Below are 24,906 nucleotides of genomic sequence, written 5' to 3' on the forward strand. Positions count from 1 at the left end.
TGGCATCGGTTAGTCTTGCGCGAATGGAACCTCTTGATTCCCTGTATCGATGGAGCGAGCGCCTGCGCGACCCGGCGCGGGCCAGCAGTTTTGGCCGATTCGTGCTCAAACGGTTTTTGGGCGATCGCCTGTTCGAGGCATCCGGCGCGCTGTCGTACACCACCGCCTTTGCATTGGCACCGTTGGCGATGGTGGTGTTTGGTGTGCTGTCGGCGTTCCCGGTTTTCGATGCCTGGAGTGTCAAGCTCAGTGACTATATTTTGGCCAACTTCGTGCCGCGCGCGGCGCAGGCGATTTCCGGCTATCTGACTGATTTTTCTGCCAATACCAGCAAATTGACCACCGCGGGCGCACTGGCCCTGATCATCTCGTTGCTGGTCACGTTGAACAGTGTGGAGTCAATTTTCAACCGTATCTGGCGGGTGCCCACGGTGCGCCCGAAAATCGGCCGGTTCCTGGTGTATTGGACGGTACTGACCTTGGGGACCCTGGTGGCAGCCACCAGTTTGGCGCTATCCACACGGTTGTTTGCACTGGCCATTTTTGAAACCTTGGCAGGGCGTTGGTTGGAAGCGCTGATGCTGCGGCTGGCGCCGATGGCGATTGAGCTGCTGGCATTTGCTGCGGTGTTCAAGTTGGTGCCGCACCGCACCGTACTCTGGCGGCATGCGTTGGCGGGCGGCATGTTGTCGATGCTGTTGTTCGAATGCGTGAAATCCGGGTTGGGGTTGTATCTGGACAGCTTCGATTCCTATCAGAAGATTTATGGCGCGGTGGCGCTGATTCCCATCGTCATGCTGTGGATCTTCCTGAGTTGGGTGTCGATCCTGTTTGGTGCGTCGTTTGCGTCGTCGATGTCGGCGTTTCGCTATCAACCCAAAGAGCTGCGCCTGCCGCATGGTCATGAACTGTTCGGTTTGCTGCGAATGCTGGGCCGGTTTCAGCAAGCACGTGCCAGTGGCAAAGGGTTATCGGGGGAGCAGTTGCGCGAATTGGAACCCAGCCTGACCGACAGCATGGTGCAGGAACTTTTAGGCAATATGGCTCTGATCCATGTGCTGCAGCGCACCGAAAGTGGTCACTGGTTGCTGGCGCGCGACCTGCAGGATGTCAAATTGGCGGAGTTGTACGAAGCCGCGCAATTGCGCGTGCCGTTGTCCGAAGCGGCGGTTGCGCACACCGGAGATGCCCTGGGGAATGCAGTGGCAATGACCTTGGCGAATTTGCGTACGCCTTTGCAGGACGTGTTGCAGCAAAGTGTTTCCAGCGTGTACGAAGGGGTTTGGGAAGAATGAAGATGGCCTGCTTGTATGGCTTTGGGGCTGCATTGCTGTTGAGTTTGGCGGCCTGTCAGCCGCAACAAAGCGGCTCTACCCAAAGTGCGACTGCGGCAACCCGGCCTAAGCCTGCCGCCGTTACTGCGCCGGTGGCGAAACCGGCCATTGCAAATGCACAACACCCGGCGTTGCGCGTCACCACGTTGAGCGGCGCAGCGTGGGACCTGGGTCAACAGCGTGGCAAATGGGTCATCGTCAATTACTGGGCCACCTGGTGCGGGCCGTGCCTGCAGGAAATGCCGGAGCTGTCTGCGCTGGCGGCGATGCGCCCGCATATTGCAGTGATTGGACTGGCTTACGAAGACAACACCGCCGATGATTTGCGGGCCTTCATGCAAGCCCATCCAACAACCTATCCCATCGCGCTGATTGATGTGTACAGCCCGCCCAAGGATTTCGGCGCACCACGCGGCTTGCCCACAAGTTGGCTGATTGCACCCGATGGCAAGCTGATGCGCAAATATACCGGGCCAGTGACCGCCAGCATGCTGGAACAGGACATCGCCAGTTTCGGTGGCCCCAACGCCGACTGAGCTGCACCGGGCGTGGCCTGCAAATGACGCGGTCTCCGTTGAACTCGGTTGACGGGTAAGGTTGTTGGCCATTGGGACGGGTTTTGCCGGTCTGATGTGGAACAATCACCGCAGGGGACGGATCCGGATATCGCATGGTCGGCAAGTTCATCGGAGAGTTAAAGCGTCGCAACGTATTGCGTGCGGTGGTCTTGTACGTCGGTGCGGTGTGGGCCTTGGCCCAAGGAATTGCCCAGCTCGGCCCAGAATTGGGTGCGCCGGCAGCGGCGACCCGCTGGTTCTTGATCGCCAGCGCCATTGGCTTCCCGCTGTGGGTTTCGTTTTCATGGTTTTTCGAACTCACCTCTGAAGGCATCAAGCGCGAAAGCGACATCGAACCGGAGGCACGCGCCAATCAATCGCATCGCAAGATCGATTTAATCATCATCGGTGTGCTGGCCATCGCGGTAGTGCTGTTGCTGACCGACCGACTGGTGGATCACAAGGCCGAACGGCCGACGCAAGCAGCAGCGGTTGCCACCGACAACTCCATCGCGGTGTTGCCATTCGATAATGAAAGCGGCGACAACGACCAGCAGTATTTTTCCGATGGTCTATCGGAGGGGTTCATCATCGCGCTGACGCGCTTGCAAGGCATGCGCGTGATTGGGCGCAATTCCTCGTTCCAGTTCCGTGACAGTAAAGACGACAGCCAGGCCATCGCCCTCAAATTGGGTGTGTCATATTTGTTGGAGGGCAGCGTGCGGCGTTCCGGCAACACCGTGCGCATCAGTGCCAGTCTGATCAAAGCCGCCGATGGCAGTACCGTATGGGCAGACAGTTTCGATCGCCCTTACAAGGATTTATTTGCGCTGCAAGATCAAATCGTGGGGCAAGTGGCGCAAGCGCTGCAGGCCAAATTGCAGCCTCCGCTGCCTGTGCAAGTGCAGCAGGGCGACCGCCCGCCCAGCGGCAATCTGGATGCCTACAACACCTACCTGAAAGCGCATTCCAGTACCAGTGCGGAAGAGGCACTGAAGCTGTACGACCACGCCATCGAATTGGATCCAAACTATGGTCTGGCCTATGCGATGAAGGCGCGTACCTTGATCGATAACGTATCGGGCGGTCTGACCGGCAAACAGGCCAGCGATGCATTTGCCGATGCTGATGTCGCCACCACCAAGGCCTTGCAATTGGCCCCCGGCTTGGCGGCACCACATGTGGCACGCGGCTGGCTGTTGATGCTGCGCGATTTCAACTGGAAAGATGGCGAGGCCGAGTTGCGCAAAGCGGTGGCGCTGGCACCGGAAGATGGCGACGCGCTGTATCAACTTGGGGTGGCACGTGCCAGCCAGGGCGATTTGACGCAGGCGGTGGAGCTAACCCGTAGGGCGCTGAAGCTGGATCCACGGAATGCCAACTGGTACCGCTGGCTAGTGGCCTATTTAATGCCACTGGGGCGTTTGGACGAGGCCAAACAAGCCATCGGCAAGGCGGTCGAGCTGGAGCCGCGCGCCATCTATAACCACCATCTGCTGACCATCATCGAAGTGCAGCGGCGTGACTTTGCGGCGGCACAGAAAGCCGCCGAAGCCGAACCTGCCGGCCCGTGGCAAGATTTCGCCTTGGCGCTGGCGGCACAAATTGGCAGCAACCGTGCCGATGCCGATGCGCGGCTGCAGGCGTGCATCCACGACCATGCCGAAGGCTGGGCGTTCCAGGTTGCGCAGGTGTATGCGGTGCGCGGTGAACCGGATGCAATGTTCGAATGGTTGGCGCGCGCATGGCAAGCGCGTGATCCGGGCATGCAAGCGCTGCTGTACGACGCCTTGTTGCTGCGCTATCGCAACGACCCGCGTTATGCCGCGTTGGCCAAGCAAGTGGGTTTGCCGTGGCCGCCAGTCGCCGCCATGCCTGTGGCTGCCGTCAAACCTTGAACGCAGGGATCGGCTCCAGCGCGCCGTAGTGTTCGCACGCAGGGTGGCTGGCCAGCGGCGGAAAGGTGATGGCAGGGGCATCGATGCGGGTGTCGGGCAGGCGATCCAGCAGGTCGCGAATCAGGCTGAGCCGGCCCAGTTTCTGATCGTTGAAATCCACCAGCGTCCACGGTGCGTGGCGGGTATGCGTGGCATCCAGCATCGCCTCACGCGCCTCGGTATAGGCACGGTAGCGGCTGCGTGCTTCCAAGTCGATCGGCGATAACTTCCAACCTTTGAGCGGATCATGCAGGCGGTCAGTGAAACGTTTTTCCTGTTTTTCCTGATCGCAGCACAGCCAGTATTTGAACAACAGGATGCCGTCATCGACCAACTGCTTTTCAAACAGTGGCGCGGCTTTCAGGAACGCGGTCACCTGCGTGTCGCTGGCAAACCCCATCACCTTTTCCACCCCGGCGCGGTTGTACCAACTGCGGTCAAACAGGACGATCTCACCTGCGGCCGGGAGTTGCTCCACATAGCGCTGGAAATACCACTGCCCGGCCTCGCGTTCGCTGGGTTTGGGCAGTGCGACCACGCGGCATTGGCGCGGGTTGATGTGCTCGTGGATGGCCTGGATGGCCCCCCCCTTGCCGGCGGTATCGCGGCCTTCAAACACCACCACCAATCGTCTGCCGGTGTGTTGCAGCCAGCGCGCCGCATTCGCCAATTCCACCTGCATGGGCTCCAGCAGGGCTTGATACTGCTCGCGTTTGAGCTTGCTCATGCTTGCTTGCGCCGCGGTGTGGCTGGCTTGCGCCGTGGTGTGGCTGGCGGTGCCGGCTGCATGCTGCGCGCCACTTCCAGCAGCGCACCTTGTTGGCGCGTATTGAGGCTGCGATAGGCGGCCAGCAGCGCGTGCTCGCCCTTGCTGCGCGCAGGATCCAACGTGGTGGCGATCTCCGCCAGCAACGCGCCGGCGGGGACGCCGAAGGTACGCGCCAATGCGTCGATTTGTTCCTTGCCCGGAATCTTGTCGCCTTTCAGCCACGCATTGACCGTACTGATGCCGGCCCGAGGAATAGTGGTAGCAAGGTCGGTGACGGTAATGCCGCTGGCTTTGCTGAGCAGTCGCAGGGTGGCGTCGATCGACATCCGGAGAATCCTTGTACGGCCGGGGATGATCGAGTGTAGATCGCTGCGTGCCGCTGTGCACGCGGGCTAGGGATGCCTCAATGCAGGCCCGGCTCAAAGCTCAGCGAGTACCACTGGGTGGCATCTTCGCGCCAACCGGCGGCGCGGTACAGGGCGCGTGCGGCGACATTGTCGCTGGCGGTTTCCAGTGCAATCCCGGTGGCACCGTCGGTTTTGGCAAAGTCGGCGGCGGCTTGCAGCAATTGCCGGGCGATACCCTTGCGGCGCGCACTGGCATCCACATACAAATCATTCAAAATCCACGTCTTCGCCGTGCGCACCGAGGAAAACATCGGGTAGAGCTGGGCGAAGCCCACCAGCGCGTTGCCGCGGCGTGCCAACAGCACCATCGACTCGCCAAAGCGCAGGCGTTCGCGCAGCCATTTGCGGCCACGCTCGACATCGCTGGGTTGACCATAGAACTGGCGGTAGGTATCAAACAAGGTGGCGAGTGCATCCAGATCGGCCGGGCCTGCGCGGGTAATGGTGGTCGTTGTCATGGTTATGCTCGGCGTGGGGGGCGATCAGGCTTCGCGGGCCAGCTGCGCCAGTGCTTCGGCTTGCTGTTCTTGCTGCAAGCGAAGGATCAGCGGCTCCAGCGCACCTTCGATGATCGCGGGCAGGTCATACAGGGTGAGGCCTTCCACGCGGTGGTCGGTGATGCGCCCCTGCGGGAAGTTGTAAGTGCGGATGCGCTGGCTACGGTCGCCACTGCCGACCTGCAATTTGCGCTCGGCCGCGGTGGCGGCGGTGCGTTTTTCGATCTCGGCTTCCACCAGCATTGCCTGCAGGCGTTTCATCGCTTTGTCGCGGTTGGCGTGCTGGCTGCGCTCGGTTTGCGATTCCACCACCACGCCGGTGGGGACGTGGGTGATGCGAATGGCCGACTCGGTTTTGTTGACGTGCTGCCCGCCGGCACCGGACGAACGGAAGGTGTCCACCTTCAAATCCGCAGGGTTGATCACCATGGTGCTGTCCTCGCCGGCCTCCAGCGCAATGATGGCTACCGTGGCGGCGGAGGTGTGGATGCGGCCTTGCGATTCGGTGGCCGGCACGCGCTGCACGCGGTGGGTGCCGGATTCGTATTTCAATTTGGCATACGCACCCGCGCCTTCCACCCGCGCCACGACTTCCTTGTAGCCGCCGTGTTCGCCGGGGTTGGCTGATTCCACCTCGACCCGCCAGCCTTGGGTTTCGGCATAGCGGGTGTACATGCGGAACAAGTCGCCGGCGAAAATCGCCGCTTCATCACCGCCAATGCCGGCGCGGACCTCCAAATACAAACCGCCATCGTCGCGCGCATCTTTCGGAATCAATTGCGCCAGTAGCTCGCCTTCCAGTTGCTGCAGGCGGGTGTTGGCGGTGTCGATTTCATCGGCAGCCAATTCGCGCAGTTCAGGGTCATCACGCAGTGCAAGCGCTGCGGCCAGGTCGGCACGCGCTTGCGCCTCGGCGGCCAAGGCATCGGCAACCGGCTGCAAGCTGGCAAATTCACGCGAAAGATTGCGAAAATGCGTTTGCTCGGCGGCCACGGCCGGGTCGGCCAATAAACGTTCTACTTCCTCGCGCCGCTCCAGCAGCGCTTCCAGTTTGCGGCGCAGGGCAGGGGTCATGCGTCGCGGCTGCCGGTGTCGGGGCCAGGGAATAATTTTTCCACCGCGCGGCTGAGCTCGGCATCGCCGCTGCGGGCGGCGTCGCGCAGGGCCACGGTGGGTGCGTGCAGCAGGCGATTGGTCAAGGTGTGCGCCAATAATTCCAGTGCTTGCTCGGCAGGCAGGCCGGCGGCCAGTTGTTGCTTGGCTTTGGCCAGTGCGTCGTTGCGTGCGTTTTCGCCATGCGCCCGCAATTGCAGCAACGGTTGTTGCTGGCTGCTGGCGCGCCATTGCTCAATGAAGCGGGCGGTTTGCAATTCGATGATGGCTTCGGCTTGCTCTGCGGCTTCGCGGCGGCTGCGGCGGTTGTCTTCGATCGAGCGTTCCAGATCATCGACGGTGTACAAAAACACATCGCGCAGGCCCGACACATCGCTGGCGATATCGCGCGGCACTGCCAAATCCAATAGCAACATCGGCCGGTGTTTGCGCTGCCGCAGCGCATGTTCCACCTGCTGCCGGTGCAGGATCGGGGTGCGCGCGGCGGTGGCGGAAATCACCACGTCGGCTTCGGCCAAGTGCTTGTCCATCTCATTCAGTGGCAAGGCAATACCGCCGTGGCGGCTGGCCAATTCTTGCGCATGCGCCAAGGTGCGGTTGGCGATCAATAGCCGCTGCACCTTGGCATCTGTCAGATGGCGTGCCGCCAGTTCGATGGTTTCGCCGGCGCCAATCAGCAGCACGCTGGATTGATCCAGCCGCGCGAAATTTTCTTGTGCCAAGCGTACTGCGATCGACGCCACCGACACCGGGTTGGCACCGATGCGGGTATCGGTACGGGCGCGCTTGGCGGTGGCAAAGGCCTGCTGAAACAACCGGTCCAACTGCCCGCCCAGCGCGCCCGCCTCACGCGAGGCGGCCCATGCCTGTTTCACTTGGCCCAGGATCTGCGGCTCGCCCAGTACCAGCGAATCCAGACCACTGGCTACCCGGAACAAGTGACGCACCGCATCCGCATCGCGGTGCCGGTACAGATACGCATGCACATCGTTGCCGGCATCCGGATGCGCCGCCAGCCAGTCGGCCAGGACCTGCCCATCACCGTCGGTATGGGCATACAGCTCGGTGCGGTTGCAGGTGGATAACAACACGGCTTCGTGCACATCCGCCAAGCCGCGCAGCGACGCCAGTGCTGGGGCCAGTGATTCGCTGGCAAACGCCACCTTTTCACGCAGGGCAACCGGCGCGGTTTGGTGGTTGATGCCAAGGACGTACAAGCTCATAAGCGGGAATGCTGTGGACCACGACAGGGAGTTGGCGAATTTGTTCAGGCGGCTGCGTTAAGCTGCGGGCCCGACCCGCCATTGTACCGGCCGCCTTCATGTCCAACCTGTATTGCTGTGGTTTGCGTGTGTCTTTACTGCTGCTGTTGTTGACTTGCTCGGCAGCGGCGCTGGCCGGCAAGCCGGCGCAGCCATTGGCGAAGGTGGATCCGCTGGAGGCCAGTTTGGCGGGTGAATTCGCCCTGCAAAGCGGTCATTTGCCGGAAGCGGCGCGGCATTATCTGGATGCCGCCAAGGCGGTGCAGGACCCGGTCCTGGCCGAGCGCGCTACCCGCATTGCGCTGTTGGCTGACCAAGATGCGCTGGCTGGCCAAGCGTTGCAGCTTTGGTATGCATTGGCGCCCGGACGCAGTCAGTCCGAGCGCATGGTAGCCACCAGCTTGGCCCTGCGCGCCGGGCAAAAGCGGCAAGCACAGCGCGAATTGGCGGCCCTCATGGCAGAGCCGAAGGGTTGGCGCGCCGGCTTGACCGCGCTGACTGGTGCAGTGGGTAAGCAGCCGGCGTTGGTCGTCACGATGCTGAACGACATCATTCGACAGGGGAGTTTGCCCAATGACCTGCAAGCATGGCTGAGTTTTGGCGGCCTGGCACAACGGCTGGAACAGCCCAAATTGGTGGATGCCATCATCGGGCAGGTAGTGACGCGATTCCCGGCGGAGCCCAAGGTGGCGCTGTTGCGCGCCCAACTGCTGCGCGAAGCCGGCAAAACCGAACAGGCGCGTGAAGTGCTGGCCGGGTTGGAGCCTGCTGCGCAGCAATCCTCGCCGTTGCGCTGGGCGCTGGCAGGTGAGTTTGCGGCGTTGGGCGAGCCTGGCAAAGCTGCTCAAGTGCTGGCACAGGGTGCACAAGACGACGCCAGCTACGCGCAGCGTGCGGCGTTGTTGGATACGGCCAAGGACAAGGCCGGGCTGGCTGCGTTGTACGCCGAAGTGAAGCAAGGGGCCACCGAGCCCAGCCCGTCGCGCCGATTGCTGCTGGGGCAGCTGGCCGAATCGCTGGAGCACTACGACGACGCACTGCGTTGGTACGCCAATGTGCCGGGACAACAGGCGCAGGGTGTGGCGCGCATGCGCACGGCCAATGTGTTGCATGCGATGCAGCGCCCTCAGCAGGCATTTGATGCACTGCATGCCATTCAGGCCGATGCCGGGTTGCGTGACGACGATCGTCGCGATGGTTATCTGCTGGAAGCCGAGCTACGCCTAAAAGACAAGGATGCCAGCGCCGAGCGCGATGCCTTTGCGCGGGGCCTTGCGGCGTTTCCGGACAATCTGGAGCTGCTGTACGCGCGTGCACTGATGTGGGAGCGGCAAGACCAGATCGACAAAGCCGAGGCCGACCTGCGCCGTGTGTTGGTGATCGCGCCGGACAATGTGGCGGCGCTCAATGCGCTGGGCTACACCTTGGCCGACCGCACCCAGCGCTATCGCGAGGCCCTGGAGTTGATCGACCGCGCACGCGTGGCCGACCCCGGTAATGCCGCCATCATCGACAGCTACGGCTGGGTGCTGTTCAAGCTGGGCAAGTCGCGTGAAGCGCTGGACTATTTGAGGCGTGCCTATACGCAGCAGAAAGACCCTGATATCGCCAGCCATCTTGGGCAAGTGTTATGGGTGCTTGGGCAGAAAGACGAGGCGCGCAAGTATTTCGATGAAGCACGCAAGCTGGAGCCGGACAACCGTGCGCTGCAACGTGCATTGCGCGAGGTGGGTGCGTGAGAGGGTGTGTCGGGGGTGTCCTGCTGATGGTTTTGCTGGGCGGTTGCCAGACCCTGCCGCACACAACATCGCCTCGCGCTGCGCCGGATGTTGTGGATGCGCGGGCCGCGCAACAGCAACGCACGCAAGCCTTGGGCCTGGCGTCGGGGGATTGCCTGCAGCCGGGTTGGGCGATGGCGGGTCGGATGGCGATCAGCAACGGCAAGGACGCGGGTGCTGCGCGTTTTGAATGGACGCAAGGCGAGGGTCGTTTGCAGCTGAAACTGACCGCGCCCATCACCGCGCAAACTTGGGTATTACAGTCCGATACGCAAGGCGCGCAGCTGCAAGGCATGCCGCAGGGATCGCAACATGGCGCGGATGCCGCGACTTTGCTGCGCACGGCCACTGGTTGGGATATCCCGATACAGGCACTAGGTTGTTGGATGCGTGCAGTAGCCGCCAGTGAGTTCGGTTTGGGGGCGGCGCAAATCCACTTCGATGGGCAGTTGTTGCCACGGCAGATCGAGCAGGGTGGCTGGAAAATTGAGTACAGCCGTTGGCAGCTCGACCCATCCAGCGGTTTGCAGATGCCTTCACGTATCGACGCCCAGCGTGGCAAGAGCCGGGTGAAGCTTGCGATTGATCGTTGGGGGCTGGAGTGACTGGGTTTGCAGCGGATGCTGGATGGAGTGCCTGGCCGGCCCCGGCCAAGCTGAACTTGTTCTTGCGCATCACCGGTCGCCGTGATGACGGTTATCACGACTTGCAAACCGTATTCCGCCTCCTGGAATGGGGCGATACGGTGTATCTGCGGGCGCGCAACGACGGCATTATCCGCCGCGTTGGACCGGGTGCAGATGGGGTGACTGAGGCAGACGATCTCCTGATTCGTGCCGCAAAATACTTGCAATCATCGGCTAAATGCGCGCAAGGTGCGCATATCGGCATCGAAAAATGCATTCCGATGGGCGGCGGCTTCGGGGGTGGTTCGTCCGATGCAGCGACCGTGTTGGTGGCGCTGAATCAGCTGTGGCAGCTTCATCTTGGCGTGGATCGGCTGGCCGAATTGGGCCTTGCGCTGGGTGCCGATGTGCCGGTGTTTGTGCGCGGACACAATGCGTGGGCCGAAGGTGTGGGGGAACAGCTCACCGTCATGTCGCTGCCGCCTGCGTGGTATGTGTTGGTCAATCCGGGGGTGCATGCCGCCACCGCCAGCCTTTTTCAATCACCGGATTTGACGCGAGACGCCAGACCCGCGACAATAGCGGGCTTCCTGTCAGGGAACGTGCTCGATAACGCGTTCGAGCCAGTGCTGCGCCGCTGTGAACCCGCCATTGAGGCGATGTTTGCGGCGCTTTCCAGCATCGGCACGCCGCGCTTGACCGGCTCGGGCAGTGCATGTTTTGTCGAATTCGCCACCCGCGAAGCCGCTGAAGCTGCACTTGCCGCGTTGCCATCAAGCCTGCATGCGTGGCTTGTGCGCGGTGCAGACAGGTCGCCACTGCTGGATGCAGTGGGGCAATTTCGCTAGGGGCGTCGCCAAGCGGTTAAGGCACCAGGTTTTGATCCTGGCATGCGTAGGTTCGAATCCTTCCGCCCCTGCCATCTCATCCAGTTCTCCATTCGGCCATCGACATGCAAGACGACTCGAATTTTTTGGTTTTCTCCGGGAATGCCAATCGTCCGCTGGCCGATGCTGTCTGCCGCGAGTTGGGCGTGCGGCCGGGCAAGGCGCTCATCAGCCGTTTTTCCGATGGCGAAGTGCAAGTCGAGATTGAAGAAAGCGTGCGCCGGCAAGAGGTGTACGTGATCCAGCCTACCAATGCGCCGTCGGCTGAAAATTTCATGGAATTGCTGGTGCTGATCGATGCACTCAAGCGCGCCTCGGCGGCCAGCGTGACGGCGGTGGTGCCGTATTTCGGCTATGCCCGCCAAGACCGTCGCCCGCGCTCGGCGCGTGTGCCGATTACCGCCAAAGTGGCGGCCAAAATGTTCAGCGCGGTGGATACCGACCGCGTGCTCACCGTGGATTTGCATGCCGATCAGATCCAAGGGTTCTTCGATGTGCCGGTGGACAATGTCTATGCCTCGCCGTTGCTGCTGGCCGATATCTGGCGCACGCATGGCACCGACAACGTGATTGTGGTGTCGCCCGACGTGGGCGGTGTGGTGCGCGCGCGCGCGATTGCCAAGCGCCTCGACGATGCGGAACTGGCCATCATCGACAAGCGTCGCCCGAAGGCCAATGTGGCCACCGTGATGAACATCATCGGTGATGTTGCGGGCAAAACCTGCGTGCTGGTGGATGACATCGTGGATACCGCTGGCACCCTGTGCGCCGCCGCCAACGCGCTGAAAGAGCGCGGCGCATTGAAGGTGGTGGCGTACTGCGTGCATCCCGTGCTGTCGGGTGCAGCCATCGACAACTTGAACAAGTCCTTGCTGGATGAGTTGGTGGTCACCGACACCATCCCGTTGTCGCCAGCGGCCAAAGCCTGTGGCAAGGTGCGGCAGCTCAGCGTGGCCGAATTGCTGGCCGAAACCATTCGCCGCATGACCTTCGGTGAATCTGTCAGCTCGCTCTACGTCGACTGACGTTGCGGCCTTGGAATCCCGCGTTGCCGGTTTGCCGGCAGCGCACCCCACTCATCTGGTCGCGGATGAGTGTTATCGCCGCCGCGAGGCGGCTTCATTGCAATAAAAGTGAGTCATCATCATGTCTGAACACACCATCAAGGCCGCGAGCCGCAATGCCGAGGGGAAGGGTGCGAGCCGCCGCCTGCGTCATGCCGCTCAGCTGCCGGCCATCGTCTACGGCGGCAGCGCCGCCCCGCAATCCATCCAGATCGAGCACGAAGCCATTTGGCTGGCCAGCCAGCACGAGTGGTTCTACTCGTCGTTGCTGAACCTCGACATCGATGGCAAGGTCGAGCAAGTGCTGCTGCGTGATATGCAGCGCCACCCGTACAAGCAGCTGATCATGCATCTGGATTTCCAGCGCGTGGACGCCAACCAGGCCCTGCGCACCAAGGTGCAGTTGCACTTCCTGAACCAAGACAGCTCGCCGGCCGGCAAGACCGGTGGCGTGGTCATCATGCACGAGCTGACCGAAGTGGAAATCAGCTGCTTGCCGAAGGATCTGCCCAGCGCCCTTGAAGTGGATCTGGCCAACCTGGCCGTGGGCGGCGTGGTGCATTTGTCCGACCTGACGCTGCCGGCCGGTGTGGAATTGCCGGCGCTGAAGTTGGGCAAGGAGCACGACGTGGCCGTGGTTGTGGCCAAGCACGGCAAGGAAGAAGCCGTGGACAGCGCGGCACCGGCTACCGCCGAAGTGCCGGCCACCAAAGCGTCCAAGAAGGACGCCAAGTAATCGTTCCCGCTCATCCTGCTTGCAGTCGCGGGCAGGATGGGAAGGATCGATTCACCTGTCATGGCAGGGATTCGTCTCATCGTCGGGCTGGGTAATCCCGGTGCCGAATACACCCGAACCCGGCACAACGCCGGGTTCTGGTTTATTGACGCGCTGGCATTGGGTGCTGGCCTGCGCTTTGGGCTGGAGAGCAAGCTGTTTGGCGAGACTGCCAAAATCAGTATTGGCGGACAAACGGTCTGGCTGCTGCGGCCGGCAACGTTCATGAATGCCAGCGGCAAGTCGATCACTGCAGCATTGCGCTACTGGAAGATCGAGCCGGAAGAGATGCTGGTAGTGCACGATGAGCTGGACCTGCCGCCGGGTACGGCGCGGCTCAAGTTCGATGGTGGCCATGGCGGGCAAAACGGCCTGCGCGACACCATCCGGCTGCTCGGGCACGGCAAGTTCCACCGCCTGCGGATCGGCATTGGCCATCCGGGGCACAAAGATCATGTGACACCGTGGGTACTGGGGCGTCCGGGCGCCGCCGATGAGGCGATGATCCTGCGCGCCATTGGCGATGCAGCCGACGTACTGCCGCAAGTGGTGTCAGGTAGTTTTGCAGATGCGATGACGCGGCTGCATACGCCGCGCACGCCTTAAATTTCATCATCGCGCCGGCTTGCTGCCGGCGTGGCAACGGAGCAATACGCATCATGGGTATCAAATGCGGCATCGTCGGTCTGCCCAACGTCGGCAAGTCCACCCTGTTCAACGCGCTGACCAAGGCCGGGATTGCGGCTGCCAATTTCCCGTTCTGCACGATCGAGCCGAACGTGGGCGTGGTGCCGGTACCGGATCCGCGCCTTGCCGCATTGGCCGAGATCGTCAAACCGCAGAAGTGCATCCCCACCGCAGTGGAATTTGTCGACATCGCAGGCCTTGTGGCCGGCGCAGCCAGCGGCGAAGGTCTTGGCAACAAGTTCCTGGCGCACATCCGTGAAGTGGATGCGATTACGCATGTGGTGCGTTGTTTCGATAACGATGACGTGATTCACGTCAACAACAAGGTCGATCCGCTGGCCGACATCGACACCATCGACACCGAATTGGCGCTGGCCGATCTGGAATCGGTCGATAAGGCCATCAACCGCTATGAGCGCGTGGCCAAGGGGGGCGACAAGGACGCCAAAGCCAAGATCGCGGTGCTGGGCAAACTGCGCGCCGCACTGGATGAGGGCAAGGCCGCCCGCACAGTGGCGCTGGACGACGAGGAAAAGCTGGCCATTCGCGAGTTGTTCCTGCTCACCATGAAGCCGGTGATGTACGTGGCCAACGTGATGGAAGATGGGTTCGAAAACAACCCGCATCTGGATGCTGTGCGCGCACGTGCGCAGACCGAAGGCGCAAAAGTGGTGCCGGTGTGTGCCGCCATCGAAGAAGAGTTGAGCCAGCTCGACGATGTCGACCGCGATGCCTTCCTGACCGATTTGGGGCTGGAAGAGCCTGGCTTGAACCGCGTGATTCGGGCTGCTTACGAATTGTTGGGCTTGCAGACCTACTTCACCGCGGGTGTGAAGGAAGTGCGCGCGTGGACGGTCAAGGTCGGTTCCACGGCGCCGCAGGCCGCAGCAGTCATCCATACCGATTTCGAGAAAGGCTTCATTCGCGCCGAAACGATTGGCTATGACGATTTCATCAAATACCGCGGCGAAGCCGGCGCACGTGATGTGGGCCGGTTGCGTTTGGAAGGCAAGGAATATCGCGTCCAGGAAGGCGATGTGTTGCACTTCCGTTTCAACGTCTGAGCCGCGCATCAGGTTGGTTGCTGCAGCAGTGACTCGCACGGGCTGGGCCGGGACTTGCGCCGCACGCGCAGGAATCTTTGAAATTTTCGAGTTCCCCCGTTGACAGGGCGCAATCCGCCCGCCAAAATAACGGGCTGTTTGAGGGGGTTCATTCCTTCAGCAAACTCGGAGGGATACCCAAGCGGCCAACGGGGGCAGACTGTAAATCTGCTGGCTTACGCCTTCGGTGGTTCGAATCCACCTCCCTCCACCAGCTTCATGTTTCAAATCGTCGGCCTTACCAGCCGGCGGCGCAACAAGGCAGGTCTCCCGGTGCGGGAGTAGTTCAATGGTAGAACTGTAGCCTTCCAAGCTACTAGCGCGGGTTCGATTCCCGTCTCCCGCTCCACCATTGCATTACAGCGCACGACCTGCTTCGAAAATCTGCTCACGTAGCTCAGTCGGTAGAGCACCTCCTTGGTAAGGAGGAGGTCGAAGGTTCGATTCCTTTCGTGAGCACCATCTTCAGTAATTCCACGCTTGCTTCGGCAGGCAACTCCAGCGAGACGCAGCCATGGCAAAGGGTAAGTTCGAACGCACCAAGCCCCACGTGAACGTGGGCACGATCGGTCACGTGGACCACGGCAAGACGACGCTGACGGCGGCGCTGACCAAGGTGGGCGCAGAGCGTTTCGGTGGCGAGTTCAAGGACTACGGTGCAATCGATGCGGCGCCGGAAGAAAAGGCGCGCGGGATCACGATCTCGACGGCGCACGTGGAATACGAAAGCCCGAACCGTCACTACGCGCACGTGGACTGCCCGGGCCACGCCGACTATGTGAAGAACATGATCACCGGTGCGGCGCAGATGGACGGCGCGATTCTGGTGTGCTCGGCCGCGGATGGCCCGATGCCGCAGACCCGCGAGCACATCCTGCTGTCGCGTCAGGTGGGCGTGCCGTACATCGTCGTGTTCCTGAACAAGGCTGACATGGTGGACGATGCCGAGCTGCTGGAACTGGTGGAAATGGAAGTACGCGAGCTGCTGAGCAAGTACGACTTCCCGGGCGACGACACCCCGATCATCGCCGGTTCTGCGCGCATGGCGCTGGAAGGCGACCAGAGCGAGATTGGCGTGCCGGCGATCATCAAGCTGGTGGATGCGCTGGACACCTGGATCCCGGAGCCGGAGCGTGCGATCGACAAGCCGTTCCTGATGCCGGTGGAAGACGTGTTCTCGATCTCGGGCCGCGGCACCGTGGTGACCGGTCGCATCGAGCGCGGCGTGATCAAGGTGGGCGAGGAAATCGAAATTGTCGGTATCCGTCCGACCCAGAAGACCACCGTGACCGGCGTGGAAATGTTCCGCAAGTTGCTGGATCAGGGTCAGGCGGGCGACAACGCGGGTCTGCTGCTGCGTGGCACCAAGCGTGACGACGTGGAGCGCGGCCAGGTGCTGTGCAAGCCGGGTTCGATCACCCCGCACACCGAGTTTGAAGCCGAGGTGTACGTGCTGAGCAAGGATGAAGGTGGCCGGCATACCCCGTTCTTCAAGGGCTACCGTCCGCAGTTCTACTTCCGCACCACCGACATCACCGGTGCTGTCACCTTGCCGGAAGGCGTGGAGATGGTGATGCCGGGCGACAACATCAAGATGGTGGTGACGCTGATCAACCCGGTGGCGATGGACGAAGGCCTGCGCTTTGCGATCCGCGAAGGTGGCCGTACCGTCGGCGCCGGCGTGGTGGCGAAGATCATCAAGTGATATCCGCCCGTGCGCGCCTGGCGCGCACGACTGCGGCGGGTGCATCATCCCCGAGCGAGCTGGTCGGGGATTCGGTTCTGGAATTAAAATGCATCATCCCCAAGGCAAGACCGGGGAGCTGGTTTCGACAAGCCGCCAAGCATGTCGGAACTTCGGCAGGCGGCGCAAGCCGCCGTTGCTGTTTTCGGAAGTTGTAATGTTTTATCGATACGCCAGTAGCTCAATTGGCAGAGCAGCGGTCTCCAAAACCGCAGGTTGGGGGTTCGAGTCCCTCCTGGCGTGCCATCCGGCGAGGTGCCGGTTTGGCTTTTGCAGAGAGATCATGCCTTGACCAGCAATACGCTGCCCAACCCATCCGCAAACTCAGCGGATATCGTGAAGTACGCACTGGCCTTGTTGTTGGTGGCGGCAGGAATTGCCGGCTACTACTACTTCGACGGGCAGTGGCCCGGTATCGTGCGCACACTCATGGTGGTGGTTGCTGTGGTGTTGGCTGCCGTCGTATTCATCGGTACTGCCAAGGGCGTACAGGCGCGCGAGTTTCTCAAGGAGTCTCGCTTCGAGCTGCGCAAAGTGGTGTGGCCGACCCGCCAAGAGGCCAGCAAAACCATGTGGGTGGTGATTGCGGCCGTGATCGTGATCAGCCTCATTTTGGCGGCGATGGACTGGATCATCCAGCTCAGCGTGCAAGCGCTGCTTGGTTCCTGATGGAGAATTCAGTGAGTAATTCCGAAGTTATCAAGCGCTGGTATGTCGTTCACGCCTACTCCGGCTTTGAAAAGCCGGTAGCTCAGGCGCTGCGTGATCGTATTGCGCGGATGGAGATGCAAGACCGCTTCGGCGATGTCTTGGTTCCCACCGAGGAAATCATCGAGATGCGCGCTGGCCAGAAGCGCCGTTCCGAACGCAAATTTTTCCCTGGCTACGTCCTGGTGCAAATTGCTACCCATCTGGAAGATGGCATTCCGCGCATGGACAGCGAGTCTTGGCATCTGGTGAAAGAAACCCCGAAGGTGATGGGATTCATTGGCGGCACGGCGGATCGCCCGTTGCCGATCCGCGATGAAGAGGCTGATGCCATCTTGCAGCGCGTGCAGGATGGCGTGGAAAAGCCAAAGCCGAAGGTGTTGTTCGAGCCGGGTCAGATGGTGCGCGTGATCGATGGCCCGTTCAACGACTTCAATGGCGTGGTCGAAGAAATCAATTACGAAAAGAGCCGCCTGCGCGTTGCGGTGCTGATCTTTGGTCGTTCCACGCCCGTGGAGTTGGAGTTCGCTCAGGTCGAAAAGGCCTAAGCCCCACTACCGGGTCAAAACCTGTTACAGTAGCCGGCTCCCTTCCAGGGGTTGGAAAGCCTCGGCCGCCATGCGCGGCCGTCGCCATGAAAGACAACGTGGTGCGTGATACCGGGACGCGCGCCACGGAGACATTGATGTTCCCGGTCCGATGGGGAGCCTGAAAGCAGGCGTTTGCACCCGGAGACAGAGTCATGGCAAAGAAAGTCGTAGGTTATATCAAGCTGCAGGTGAAGGCCGGCCAGGCCAACCCCTCGCCGCCCGTGGGCCCTGCGCTGGGTCAACGCGGCCTGAACATCATGGAGTTCTGCAAGGCGTTCAATGCCGCAACCTCCAAGCTGGAACCGGGTCTGCCGACACCGGTCATCATCACCGCCTATTCCGACCGTACCTTCACCTTCGTTACCAAAAGCACGCCAGCTACGGTGCTGTTGAAGAAGGCTGTGGGGATCACGTCTGGCTCCAAGCGTCCGAACACCGACAAGGTGGGCAAAGTGACGCGCGCGCAGCTGGAAGGCATCGCCAAGGCGAAGGAAGCGGATTTGACTGCGGCCGATCTGGACGCGGCAGTGCGCACGATTGCGGGCTCGGCCCGTTCCATGGGTCTGGTAGTAGAGGGCTAAGACGATGGCACTGAACAAGCGACAGAAGGCGATCCTTGCCGCAACCGTTCCGGGCAAGGCGTATGCCATTGAAGAAGCCCTGAAGATTTTGAAAGACAACAGCAAGGCCAAGTTCGTCGAGGCGATCGACGTGGCCGTGCGTCTTGGCGTGGATGCCAAGAAGTCCGACCAGCAGGTGCGCGGTTCCACCGTGCTGCCGGCCGGTACCGGCAAATCGGTGCGCGTGGCGGTGTTCTGCCCGGCTGGCGCGAAGGCTGACGAAGCCTTGGCCGCAGGTGCCGACGTGGTGGGCATGGATGATCTGGCCGAGCGCATGCTGGGTGGCGAGCTGAATTACGACGTAGTCATCGCGACCCCGGACGCAATGCGCGTGGTGGGCAAGCTGGGCCAGGTGCTGGGCCCGCGCGGCTTGATGCCGAATCCGAAGGTGGGCACGGTGTCGCCGGATGCGGCGGGCGCGGTGCGCAATGCCAAGGCAGGTCAGGTGCGCTACCGCACCGACAAGGCTGGCATCATCCACTGCACCATTGGCAAGGCCAACTTCGACAACGATGCGCTGAAGGGCAACCTGCAGGCGCTGTTGGTGGACTTGGTGAAGGCCAAGCCGGCAACGTCGAAGGGTCAATACCTGCAGAAGATTTCGCTCAGCTCCACGATGGGCCCCGGCGTGACCGTGGACCAGAGCTCGTTGAGCCTGAAGTAATCGCTTTTCCTTCTTCCGCTTGCGGGAGAAGGTCAGGCAATCCGAATTTTGAAGGCCCCGCATCCATGAAACGATGCGGAAGCCGTCAAAGACCGCAGGTGCGGTCTGCGCGTGGCAACGACGGGCAAGGATGCTCACACGGCATGGATTCGCCGTTGCCAAAGGCGGGCTCGCTTAATCGGTATCCGCATGGATGCTGGCCTGCGTAGATGGTGATGCCCTTCTGGAATGTTCATTTAGACAGCTCTCAGATGGTCACCGCCGGGATGCGCCGCATCCCCGATGTCAAGGATCGACATCGCCCAGGACCGCCCGCGGCTGGAGTCGCAGGCGGCGTTCAACGAAGGAGTGACTATGGCTCTCAATCTGTCCCAGAAAAAGGACGTTGTCGCAGAAGTGGCGGAAATCGCCGCTTCGGCACACTCCCTGATCGCGGCCGAGTATGCCGGTACCACCGTGTCGCAGATGACCGCGATGCGCAAGCAAGCCCGTGAAACCGGCGTGTTCTTGAAAGTTGTCAAGAACACCCTGGCTGCACGTGCTGTGTCCGGCACTGAGTATGAAGTAGCAAAAGACTCGATGGTGGGTCCGCTGCTGTACGCATTCTCGACCGAGGAACCCGGTGCTGCCGGGCGCCTGATCAAGGAATTTGCCAAGGGCAACGACAAGCTGCAACCGAAGATCGTTGTTGTGGGTGGCCAGCAGTATCCGGCCAGCCACGTCGAAGTGTTGGCATCCTTGCCGACCCGCGATCAGGCACTGGCCATGCTGGCCCGCGTGCTGGCCGAACCGGCGGCGATGTTCGCCCGTGCGGTCAAGGCCGTGGCCGATCTGCAAGGCGGTGGCGACGAAGCCCCGGCGGAAGACGCCGAGGTACAGGCCGAACCGGCCTGATTCGCACACTGATCTGACAACGTTCCCATTCAAACGAAACATATCCAGAGGTAATTGAAATGTCCCTGACCAACGAGCAAATCGTCGATGCGATCGCCGCCAAGTCGCTGATGGAAGTGATGGACCTGGTGAAGGCCATCGAAGAGAAGTTTGGCGTTTCCGCTGCGGCTCCGGTGATGGCTGCCGGCCCGGCTGCGGCCGCTGCTGTTGTCGAAGAGCAGACCGAGTTCAACGTCATCCTGAAGTCCGCTGGCGACAAGAAGGTTGAAGTGATCAAGGCGGTGCGCGCGATCACCGGCCTCGGCCTGAAGGAAGCCAAGGACCTCACCGAGGCCGGCGGCACCGTGAAGGAAGGCGTGTCGAAGGACGACGCTGCGAAGATGAAGAAGGATCTTGAAGCCGCCGGCGCGACCGTCGAAGTCAAGTAATCCTGATTTGCGTCGCCTGGCTAACTTGCTGGCGACCACCGAAGGCTGGGGACGAAAGTCCCCGGCCTTTGGCCGTTGTTAGAGAACTGCTGCAGTTTGAGTTGAGTTGACAGTCGGAAGTAGCGGGAGAAGGCGTGCTGGTGCCGGCAATACCAGCAACTTCCAACTGTCAGTTCCTGTCGCAAACCCGTATTCCCCCGCTGGCCGCATGCATGTGGCCACCAATGACGAGGCGCACGCTCCATGACTACCGCCAAACACTATTCGTTCACCGAAAAAAAGCGCATCCGCAAGGACTTCGGCAAGCGCCGCTCGATCCTTGAAGTGCCGTTCCTGCTCGCCATCCAGGTCGACTCCTATCGCGAGTTTCTGCAAGAAAATACCGAAGCCGCCAAGCGCGAAGATCGTGGCCTGCATGCCGCGTTGAAGTCGGTGTTTCCGATTTCCAGCTACAGCGGCAACGCTGCACTGGAATATGTGGGTTACCGCTTGGGCGAGCCGGCGTTCGACGAACGTGAGTGCCGCACCCGTGGCCTGTCCTACGGCGCACCCTTGAAGGTGACCGTGCGGTTGGTGATTTACGACCGTGAGTCGTCCACCAAGGCCATCAAGTATGTGAAGGAGCAGGAAGTCTACATGGGCGAAATTCCGCTCATGACCGGCAACGGCACCTTCATTGTCAACGGTACCGAACGCGTCATTGTGTCGCAGCTGCACCGTTCGCCCGGCGTGTTCTTCGACCACGATCGTGGCAAGACCCACAGCTCCGGCAAGTTGCTGTTCTCGGCCCGCGTGATCCCGTATCGCGGCTCGTGGTTGGATTTCGAATTCGATCCGAAAGACGCGCTGTTCACCCGTATCGACCGCCGCCGCAAGTTGCCGGTGTCGGTGCTGTTACGCGCATTGGGTTACAACAACGAAGAGATGTTGAACGAGTTTTTCGACATCAACGTGTTCCATATCGAAGCCGAAGGCGTGCAGCTGGAGCTGGTGCCGGAGCGGCTGCGTGGCGAAACCCTGGACTTTGATCTGGCCGATGGTGACAAGGTCATCGTGGAAGCCGGCAAACGCATCACTGCGCGTCATGTGAAGCAACTGGAAGCCGCTGGCATTGCCGCGCTCGCAGTGCCGGACGATTACATTGCCGGCCGTATCCTGTCGCACGACGTGATTGATCCGGCCACCGGTGAGTTGCTGGCCACGGCCAATGACGAAATCACCTTCGACAGCCTGGAAAAGCTGCGCAAGGCTGGCATTCAGTCGGTAGGCACGTTGTGGATCAATGACCTGGATCGTGGCGCGTATCTGTCCAACACTTTGCGGATTGATTCGACCAAGACCCAGCTTGATGCTTTGGTCGAAATCTATCGGATGATGCGTCCGGGCGAACCGCCGACCAAGGACGCCGCGCAGAACCTGTTCCACAACTTGTTCTTCACCTTCGAGCGCTACGACCTGTCGAGTGTTGGCCGGATGAAGTTCAACCGCCGCCTGGGCCGCAAGGAAGTCACCGGCGCTTCGATCCTGTACGATGCCAAGTACTTCGCCGATCGCAAGGACGAGGAGTCCGTGCGCCTGCGCAAGGAATGCGGCCAAGGTTCCGACATCCTGGACGTGATGAAGGTGCTGTGCGAAATCCGCAACGGCCGTGGCGTGGTGGATGACATCGACCATCTGGGTAACCGCCGCGTGCGTTCGGTCGGTGAAATGGCGGAGAACGTGTTCCGTGTTGGCTTGGTGCGCGTGGAGCGTGCGGTCAAGGAACGCCTGTCGATGGCCGAAGCCGATGGCCTGTCGCCGCAGGATTTGATCAATGCCAAGCCAGTGGCGGCGGCAATCAAGGAATTCTTCGGCTCCTCGCAGCTGTCGCAATTCATGGATCAAAATAATCCGTTGTCGGAAGTGACCCACAAGCGTCGTGTCTCGGCGCTCGGCCCGGGTGGTCTGACCCGCGAACGCGCCGGCTTCGAAGTGCGCGACGTGCACCCCACCCATTACGGCCGCGTGTGCACCATCGAAACACCGGAAGGCCCGAACATCGGCCTGATCAATTCACTGGCGGTGTTCGCGCGCACCAACTCGTACGGCTTCCTGGAAACCCCATACCGCAAGGTGGTGGATGGCCACGTCACCGACGACATTGAATTCCTGTCGGCGATCGAAGAAAACGAATATGTGATTGCGCAGGCCAATGCGCAGCGCGATGCCAAGGGCACGATTACCGCGCAGTTCGTGGCTTGCCGCTTCCAGGGCGAAAACCTGTTGAAGCCGCCGAGCGAGATCCACTACATGGATGTGTCGCCGATGCAGACTGTGTCGGTGGCGGCGGCGCTGGTGCCGTTCCTGGAGCACGATGACGCCAATCGCGCATTGATGGGTGCCAACATGCAGCGGCAGGCGGTGCCGACCTTGCGTGCGCAAAAGCCGCTGGTCGGCACCGGTATCGAGCGCGCGGTGGCGCGTGACTCGGGCGTGACCGTGAACGCGCGGCGTGGTGGCGTGGTCGAGCAGATCGATGCCGGCCGTATTGTGGTCAAGATCAACGAGAACGAAATCTCCAGTGAAGCCGATGCTGGCGTGGATATCTATTCGCTGATCAAATACACCCGTTCCAACCAGAACACCTGCATCAACCAGCGTCCGTTGGTGGTGGTGGGGGACGTGGTGGCGCGTGGTGACGTGTTGGCCGACGGCCCTTCCACCGACATCGGTGAACTGGCACTGGGTCAGAACATGTTGATCGCGTTCATGCCGTGGAATGGTTACAACTTCGAAGACTCGATCCTGCTTTCCGAGCGCGTGGTCGAAGAGGATCGTTACACCACGATTCACATCGAAGAACTCACCGTGCAAGCGCGTGACACCAAGTTGGGGCCGGAAGAAATCTCTGCCGATATTCCCAACGTCAGCGAAAACGCGCTGAACCGACTGGATGAATCCGGTGTTGTGTATATCGGCGCAGAGGTGCGTGCCGGCGACATTCTGGTGGGTAAGGTCACGCCGAAGGGCGAGAGCCAGCTGACCCCGGAAGAAAAACTGCTGCGCGCGATCTTTGGCGAGAAGGCCTCGGACGTGAAGGACAGCTCGTTGCGCGTGCCGCCGGGCATGGATGGCGTGGTCATCGACGTGCAGGTGTTCACCCGCGACGGTATCGAAAAAGACAAGCGCGCACGCCAGATCGAAGAAAGCGAAATCCGTCGCGTGAAGAAGGATTTCGACGACCAGTTCCGCATCTTGGAAGCGGCAATCTATGCCCGTCTGCGTGAGCAGCTGCTGGGCAAGGTAGCCAATGGTGGCCCGGGCGTGAAGAAGGGCGACACCGTGTCTTCGCTGGTGCTGGATGGCATCCGCAAAGCGGATTGGTTGCAGCTGCGAATGAAGGATGAAGTCGCAGCCGAAGCCATCGAACGTGCTGCCAAGCAGCTCGAAGCACATCAGCAGGAGTTCGATAAGCGGTTCACCGACAAGCGCAGCAAAATTACCCAAGGTGACGATTTGGCACCGGGCGTGCTGAAAATGGTCAAGGTATTCCTGGCGGTGAAGCGCCGCATCCAACCGGGTGACAAGATGGCTGGCCGTCACGGCAACAAGGGTGTGGTGTCGAAGATCGTGCCGGTCGAGGACATGCCCTACATGGCCGATGGCCAGACCGTGGACATCGTGTTGAACCCGCTGGGCGTGCCCTCGCGTATGAACATCGGGCAGGTGCTCGAAGTTCACCTAGGCCTTGCGGCCAAGGGCTTGGGCCAGAAGATCCAGCGCATGCTGGACGCGCAGGCCAAGGTCGCCGAGCTGCGCAAGTTCCTCGACGAGATCTACAACCACGATCGCAAGACCCACCTGGAGCGCGTGGACCTCACCCAGTTCAGCGATGCCGAATTGCTGGCGCTGGCGAAGAACCTCACCGATGGCGTGCCGATGGCCACCCCGGTGTTCGACGGTGCCAGCGAAGCCGAAATCAAGGCGATGCTGAAACTGGCCGACTTGCCCGAATCCGGCCAGACCCAGCTGTTCGATGGGCGCACCGGCGAAGCGTTTGATCGCCAGACCACGGTGGGCTACATGCACATGCTGAAGTTGAATCACTTGGTCGACGACAAGATGCATGCGCGTTCGACTGGCCCGTACTCGCTGGTCACCCAGCAGCCGCTGGGCGGCAAGGCGCAGTTCGGCGGCCAGCGCTTCGGTGAAATGGAAGTCTGGGCGCTGGAAGCCTACGGCGCGGCCTACACCCTGCAGGAAATGCTGACGGTGAAGTCCGACGACGTGCAGGGCCGTAACCAGATGTACAAGAACATCGTCGATGGTGAATACGAGATGGTCGCCGGCATGCCGGAATCCTTCAACGTGTTGGTGAAGGAAATCCGCAGTCTGGCCATCAATATGGAGCTTGAGGAGAACTGAGTATCGCAACGGCGCGGCCACACGGTCGCGCCAGTTCGAATGTTCATACCCCTCGATC

General features: G+C 61.2%; 23 protein-coding genes and 5 tRNA genes. 23 read left to right on the forward strand and 5 right to left on the reverse strand.

Annotated elements, in window-relative coordinates:
• The first annotated feature begins 23 nt into the window (after positions 1-23).
• The 3 genes from K7B09_RS02235 (at position 24) to K7B09_RS02245 (ending at position 3,789) form a co-directional block, all read left to right on the forward strand.
• Positions 24-1,295 carry a YihY family inner membrane protein gene (locus K7B09_RS02235; protein ID WP_223626314.1) on the forward strand — a complete coding sequence of 424 codons (1,272 nt, stop codon included), beginning with the start codon at positions 24-26 and terminating at the stop codon, positions 1,293-1,295.
• Positions 1,292-1,870: a TlpA family protein disulfide reductase gene (locus K7B09_RS02240; RefSeq protein ID WP_223626316.1), complete on the forward strand. Its 579-nt coding sequence runs from the start codon at positions 1,292-1,294 to the stop codon at positions 1,868-1,870. Before K7B09_RS02235 ends, K7B09_RS02240 begins: the two co-directional genes overlap by 4 nt.
• Before the next feature lie 134 nt (positions 1,871-2,004).
• Positions 2,005-3,789 carry a tetratricopeptide repeat protein gene (locus tag K7B09_RS02245; protein ID WP_223626318.1) on the forward strand — a complete coding sequence of 595 codons (1,785 nt, stop codon included), beginning with the start codon at positions 2,005-2,007 and terminating at the stop codon, positions 3,787-3,789.
• On the opposite strand, the gene ppk2 is transcribed toward K7B09_RS02245, so the two are convergent.
• The 5 genes from ppk2 to hemA form a co-directional block, all read right to left on the reverse strand.
• Entirely contained in the window at positions 3,779-4,555 is a 777-nt protein-coding gene (ppk2, locus tag K7B09_RS02250; protein WP_223626320.1) for a polyphosphate kinase 2, read from the reverse strand. The two genes, K7B09_RS02245 and ppk2, sit on opposite strands and share 11 nt — an antisense overlap.
• Positions 4,552-4,923 carry a helix-turn-helix domain-containing protein gene (locus K7B09_RS02255; protein ID WP_223626323.1) on the reverse strand — a complete coding sequence of 124 codons (372 nt, stop codon included), beginning with the start codon at positions 4,921-4,923 and terminating at the stop codon, positions 4,552-4,554. The genes ppk2 and K7B09_RS02255 overlap by 4 nt, the downstream gene beginning before the upstream one ends.
• Before the next feature lie 77 nt (positions 4,924-5,000).
• Entirely contained in the window at positions 5,001-5,462 is a 462-nt protein-coding gene (locus K7B09_RS02260) for a GNAT family N-acetyltransferase (RefSeq protein ID WP_223626325.1), read from the reverse strand.
• A 24-nt stretch (positions 5,463-5,486) separates the two neighbouring features.
• A complete protein-coding gene (prfA, locus tag K7B09_RS02265; RefSeq protein WP_223626328.1) occupies positions 5,487-6,575 on the reverse strand; it encodes a peptide chain release factor 1 in 1,089 nt (362 codons plus the stop codon).
• On the reverse strand, positions 6,572-7,837 hold the full coding sequence (gene hemA / locus K7B09_RS02270; RefSeq protein WP_223626330.1) for a glutamyl-tRNA reductase: 1,266 nt from the start codon (positions 7,835-7,837) through the stop codon (positions 6,572-6,574). Before hemA ends, prfA begins: the two co-directional genes overlap by 4 nt.
• A gap of 98 nt (positions 7,838-7,935) precedes the next feature.
• Here hemA and K7B09_RS02275 point away from each other — a divergent pair, with 98 nt between their 5' ends.
• The 20 genes from K7B09_RS02275 (at position 7,936) to rpoB (ending at position 24,848) form a co-directional block, all read left to right on the forward strand.
• Positions 7,936-9,615 (forward strand): tetratricopeptide repeat protein, encoded by a 1,680-nt coding sequence (locus K7B09_RS02275; RefSeq protein ID WP_223626332.1) that lies wholly within the window; start codon positions 7,936-7,938, stop codon positions 9,613-9,615.
• Positions 9,612-10,259 carry a lipoprotein insertase outer membrane protein LolB gene (lolB, locus tag K7B09_RS02280; RefSeq protein WP_223626335.1) on the forward strand — a complete coding sequence of 216 codons (648 nt, stop codon included), beginning with the start codon at positions 9,612-9,614 and terminating at the stop codon, positions 10,257-10,259. The genes K7B09_RS02275 and lolB overlap by 4 nt, the downstream gene beginning before the upstream one ends.
• A complete protein-coding gene (gene ispE, locus K7B09_RS02285; RefSeq protein ID WP_223626337.1) occupies positions 10,256-11,128 on the forward strand; it encodes a 4-(cytidine 5'-diphospho)-2-C-methyl-D-erythritol kinase in 873 nt (290 codons plus the stop codon). Before lolB ends, ispE begins: the two co-directional genes overlap by 4 nt.
• Positions 11,127-11,202, forward strand: a tRNA-Gln gene (locus tag K7B09_RS02290). The genes ispE and K7B09_RS02290 overlap by 2 nt, the downstream gene beginning before the upstream one ends.
• Before the next feature lie 30 nt (positions 11,203-11,232).
• Positions 11,233-12,192: a ribose-phosphate diphosphokinase gene (locus K7B09_RS02295; RefSeq protein ID WP_223626339.1), complete on the forward strand. Its 960-nt coding sequence runs from the start codon at positions 11,233-11,235 to the stop codon at positions 12,190-12,192.
• A gap of 118 nt (positions 12,193-12,310) precedes the next feature.
• Positions 12,311-12,967, forward strand: coding sequence for a 50S ribosomal protein L25/general stress protein Ctc (locus K7B09_RS02300; protein ID WP_374348127.1), 657 nt, complete (start codon positions 12,311-12,313; stop codon positions 12,965-12,967).
• Positions 12,968-13,027: 60 nt separating this feature from the next.
• Positions 13,028-13,612, forward strand: coding sequence for an aminoacyl-tRNA hydrolase (pth, locus tag K7B09_RS02305; protein ID WP_223626343.1), 585 nt, complete (start codon positions 13,028-13,030; stop codon positions 13,610-13,612).
• Between the two features lie 53 nt (positions 13,613-13,665).
• A complete protein-coding gene (gene ychF / locus K7B09_RS02310) occupies positions 13,666-14,757 on the forward strand; it encodes a redox-regulated ATPase YchF (RefSeq protein ID WP_223626345.1) in 1,092 nt (363 codons plus the stop codon).
• Positions 14,758-14,924: 167 nt separating this feature from the next.
• Positions 14,925-15,010, forward strand: a tRNA-Tyr gene (locus K7B09_RS02315).
• Positions 15,011-15,071: 61 nt separating this feature from the next.
• A tRNA-Gly gene (locus K7B09_RS02320) sits at positions 15,072-15,145 on the forward strand.
• Between the two features lie 37 nt (positions 15,146-15,182).
• Positions 15,183-15,258 (forward strand) — tRNA-Thr (locus tag K7B09_RS02325).
• A 52-nt stretch (positions 15,259-15,310) separates the two neighbouring features.
• Positions 15,311-16,501 (forward strand): elongation factor Tu, encoded by a 1,191-nt coding sequence (tuf, locus tag K7B09_RS02330; protein WP_223626348.1) that lies wholly within the window; start codon positions 15,311-15,313, stop codon positions 16,499-16,501.
• 209 nt (positions 16,502-16,710) lie between these two features.
• Positions 16,711-16,786: transfer RNA gene (locus K7B09_RS02335), tRNA-Trp, on the forward strand.
• A 42-nt stretch (positions 16,787-16,828) separates the two neighbouring features.
• Positions 16,829-17,209: a preprotein translocase subunit SecE gene (gene secE, locus K7B09_RS02340; RefSeq protein WP_223626350.1), complete on the forward strand. Its 381-nt coding sequence runs from the start codon at positions 16,829-16,831 to the stop codon at positions 17,207-17,209.
• Between the two features lie 11 nt (positions 17,210-17,220).
• On the forward strand, positions 17,221-17,796 hold the full coding sequence (gene nusG, locus K7B09_RS02345; RefSeq protein WP_223626352.1) for a transcription termination/antitermination protein NusG: 576 nt from the start codon (positions 17,221-17,223) through the stop codon (positions 17,794-17,796).
• Positions 17,797-17,990: 194 nt separating this feature from the next.
• Positions 17,991-18,419, forward strand: a complete 429-nt coding sequence (gene rplK / locus K7B09_RS02350) for a 50S ribosomal protein L11 (protein WP_223626354.1) — start codon at positions 17,991-17,993, stop codon at positions 18,417-18,419.
• Between the two features lie 4 nt (positions 18,420-18,423).
• Entirely contained in the window at positions 18,424-19,122 is a 699-nt protein-coding gene (gene rplA, locus K7B09_RS02355) for a 50S ribosomal protein L1 (protein WP_223626356.1), read from the forward strand.
• 354 nt (positions 19,123-19,476) lie between these two features.
• The gene (gene rplJ, locus K7B09_RS02360) at positions 19,477-20,016 is read left to right on the forward strand and encodes a 50S ribosomal protein L10 (RefSeq protein ID WP_223627723.1); all 540 of its coding nucleotides are present in this window, start codon (positions 19,477-19,479) and stop codon (positions 20,014-20,016) included.
• Between the two features lie 59 nt (positions 20,017-20,075).
• A complete protein-coding gene (gene rplL, locus K7B09_RS02365) occupies positions 20,076-20,444 on the forward strand; it encodes a 50S ribosomal protein L7/L12 (RefSeq protein WP_223626358.1) in 369 nt (122 codons plus the stop codon).
• A 243-nt stretch (positions 20,445-20,687) separates the two neighbouring features.
• The gene (rpoB, locus tag K7B09_RS02370; RefSeq protein ID WP_223626360.1) at positions 20,688-24,848 is read left to right on the forward strand and encodes a DNA-directed RNA polymerase subunit beta; all 4,161 of its coding nucleotides are present in this window, start codon (positions 20,688-20,690) and stop codon (positions 24,846-24,848) included.
• Positions 24,849-24,906: the final 58 nt, after the last annotated feature.

The organism is Thermomonas beijingensis (genome assembly GCF_020034655.1).
GTDB lineage: Bacteria > Pseudomonadota > Gammaproteobacteria > Xanthomonadales > Xanthomonadaceae > Thermomonas > Thermomonas beijingensis.

What these genes read in the sequence shown, in the direction of transcription:
- K7B09_RS02235 (WP_223626314.1), top strand. Translation starts at nt 24, where the DNA reads ATGGAACCTCTTGATTCCCTGTATCGATGGAGCGAGCGCCTGCGCGAC.
- K7B09_RS02240 (WP_223626316.1), top strand. Translation starts at nt 1,292, where the DNA reads ATGAAGATGGCCTGCTTGTATGGCTTTGGGGCTGCATTGCTGTTGAGT.
- K7B09_RS02245 (WP_223626318.1), top strand. Translation starts at nt 2,005, where the DNA reads ATGGTCGGCAAGTTCATCGGAGAGTTAAAGCGTCGCAACGTATTGCGT.
- ppk2 (WP_223626320.1), bottom strand. Translation starts at nt 4,555, where the DNA reads ATGAGCAAGCTCAAACGCGAGCAGTATCAAGCCCTGCTGGAGCCCATG.
- K7B09_RS02255 (WP_223626323.1), bottom strand. Translation starts at nt 4,923, where the DNA reads ATGTCGATCGACGCCACCCTGCGACTGCTCAGCAAAGCCAGCGGCATT.
- K7B09_RS02260 (WP_223626325.1), bottom strand. Translation starts at nt 5,462, where the DNA reads ATGACAACGACCACCATTACCCGCGCAGGCCCGGCCGATCTGGATGCA.
- prfA (WP_223626328.1), bottom strand. Translation starts at nt 6,575, where the DNA reads ATGACCCCTGCCCTGCGCCGCAAACTGGAAGCGCTGCTGGAGCGGCGC.
- hemA (WP_223626330.1), bottom strand. Translation starts at nt 7,837, where the DNA reads ATGAGCTTGTACGTCCTTGGCATCAACCACCAAACCGCGCCGGTTGCC.
- K7B09_RS02275 (WP_223626332.1), top strand. Translation starts at nt 7,936, where the DNA reads ATGTCCAACCTGTATTGCTGTGGTTTGCGTGTGTCTTTACTGCTGCTG.
- K7B09_RS02295 (WP_223626339.1), top strand. Translation starts at nt 11,233, where the DNA reads ATGCAAGACGACTCGAATTTTTTGGTTTTCTCCGGGAATGCCAATCGT.
- pth (WP_223626343.1), top strand. Translation starts at nt 13,028, where the DNA reads ATGGCAGGGATTCGTCTCATCGTCGGGCTGGGTAATCCCGGTGCCGAA.
- ychF (WP_223626345.1), top strand. Translation starts at nt 13,666, where the DNA reads ATGGGTATCAAATGCGGCATCGTCGGTCTGCCCAACGTCGGCAAGTCC.
- tuf (WP_223626348.1), top strand. Translation starts at nt 15,311, where the DNA reads ATGGCAAAGGGTAAGTTCGAACGCACCAAGCCCCACGTGAACGTGGGC.
- rplK (WP_223626354.1), top strand. Translation starts at nt 17,991, where the DNA reads ATGGCAAAGAAAGTCGTAGGTTATATCAAGCTGCAGGTGAAGGCCGGC.
- rplA (WP_223626356.1), top strand. Translation starts at nt 18,424, where the DNA reads ATGGCACTGAACAAGCGACAGAAGGCGATCCTTGCCGCAACCGTTCCG.
- rplJ (WP_223627723.1), top strand. Translation starts at nt 19,477, where the DNA reads ATGGCTCTCAATCTGTCCCAGAAAAAGGACGTTGTCGCAGAAGTGGCG.
- rplL (WP_223626358.1), top strand. Translation starts at nt 20,076, where the DNA reads ATGTCCCTGACCAACGAGCAAATCGTCGATGCGATCGCCGCCAAGTCG.
- rpoB (WP_223626360.1), top strand. Translation starts at nt 20,688, where the DNA reads ATGACTACCGCCAAACACTATTCGTTCACCGAAAAAAAGCGCATCCGC.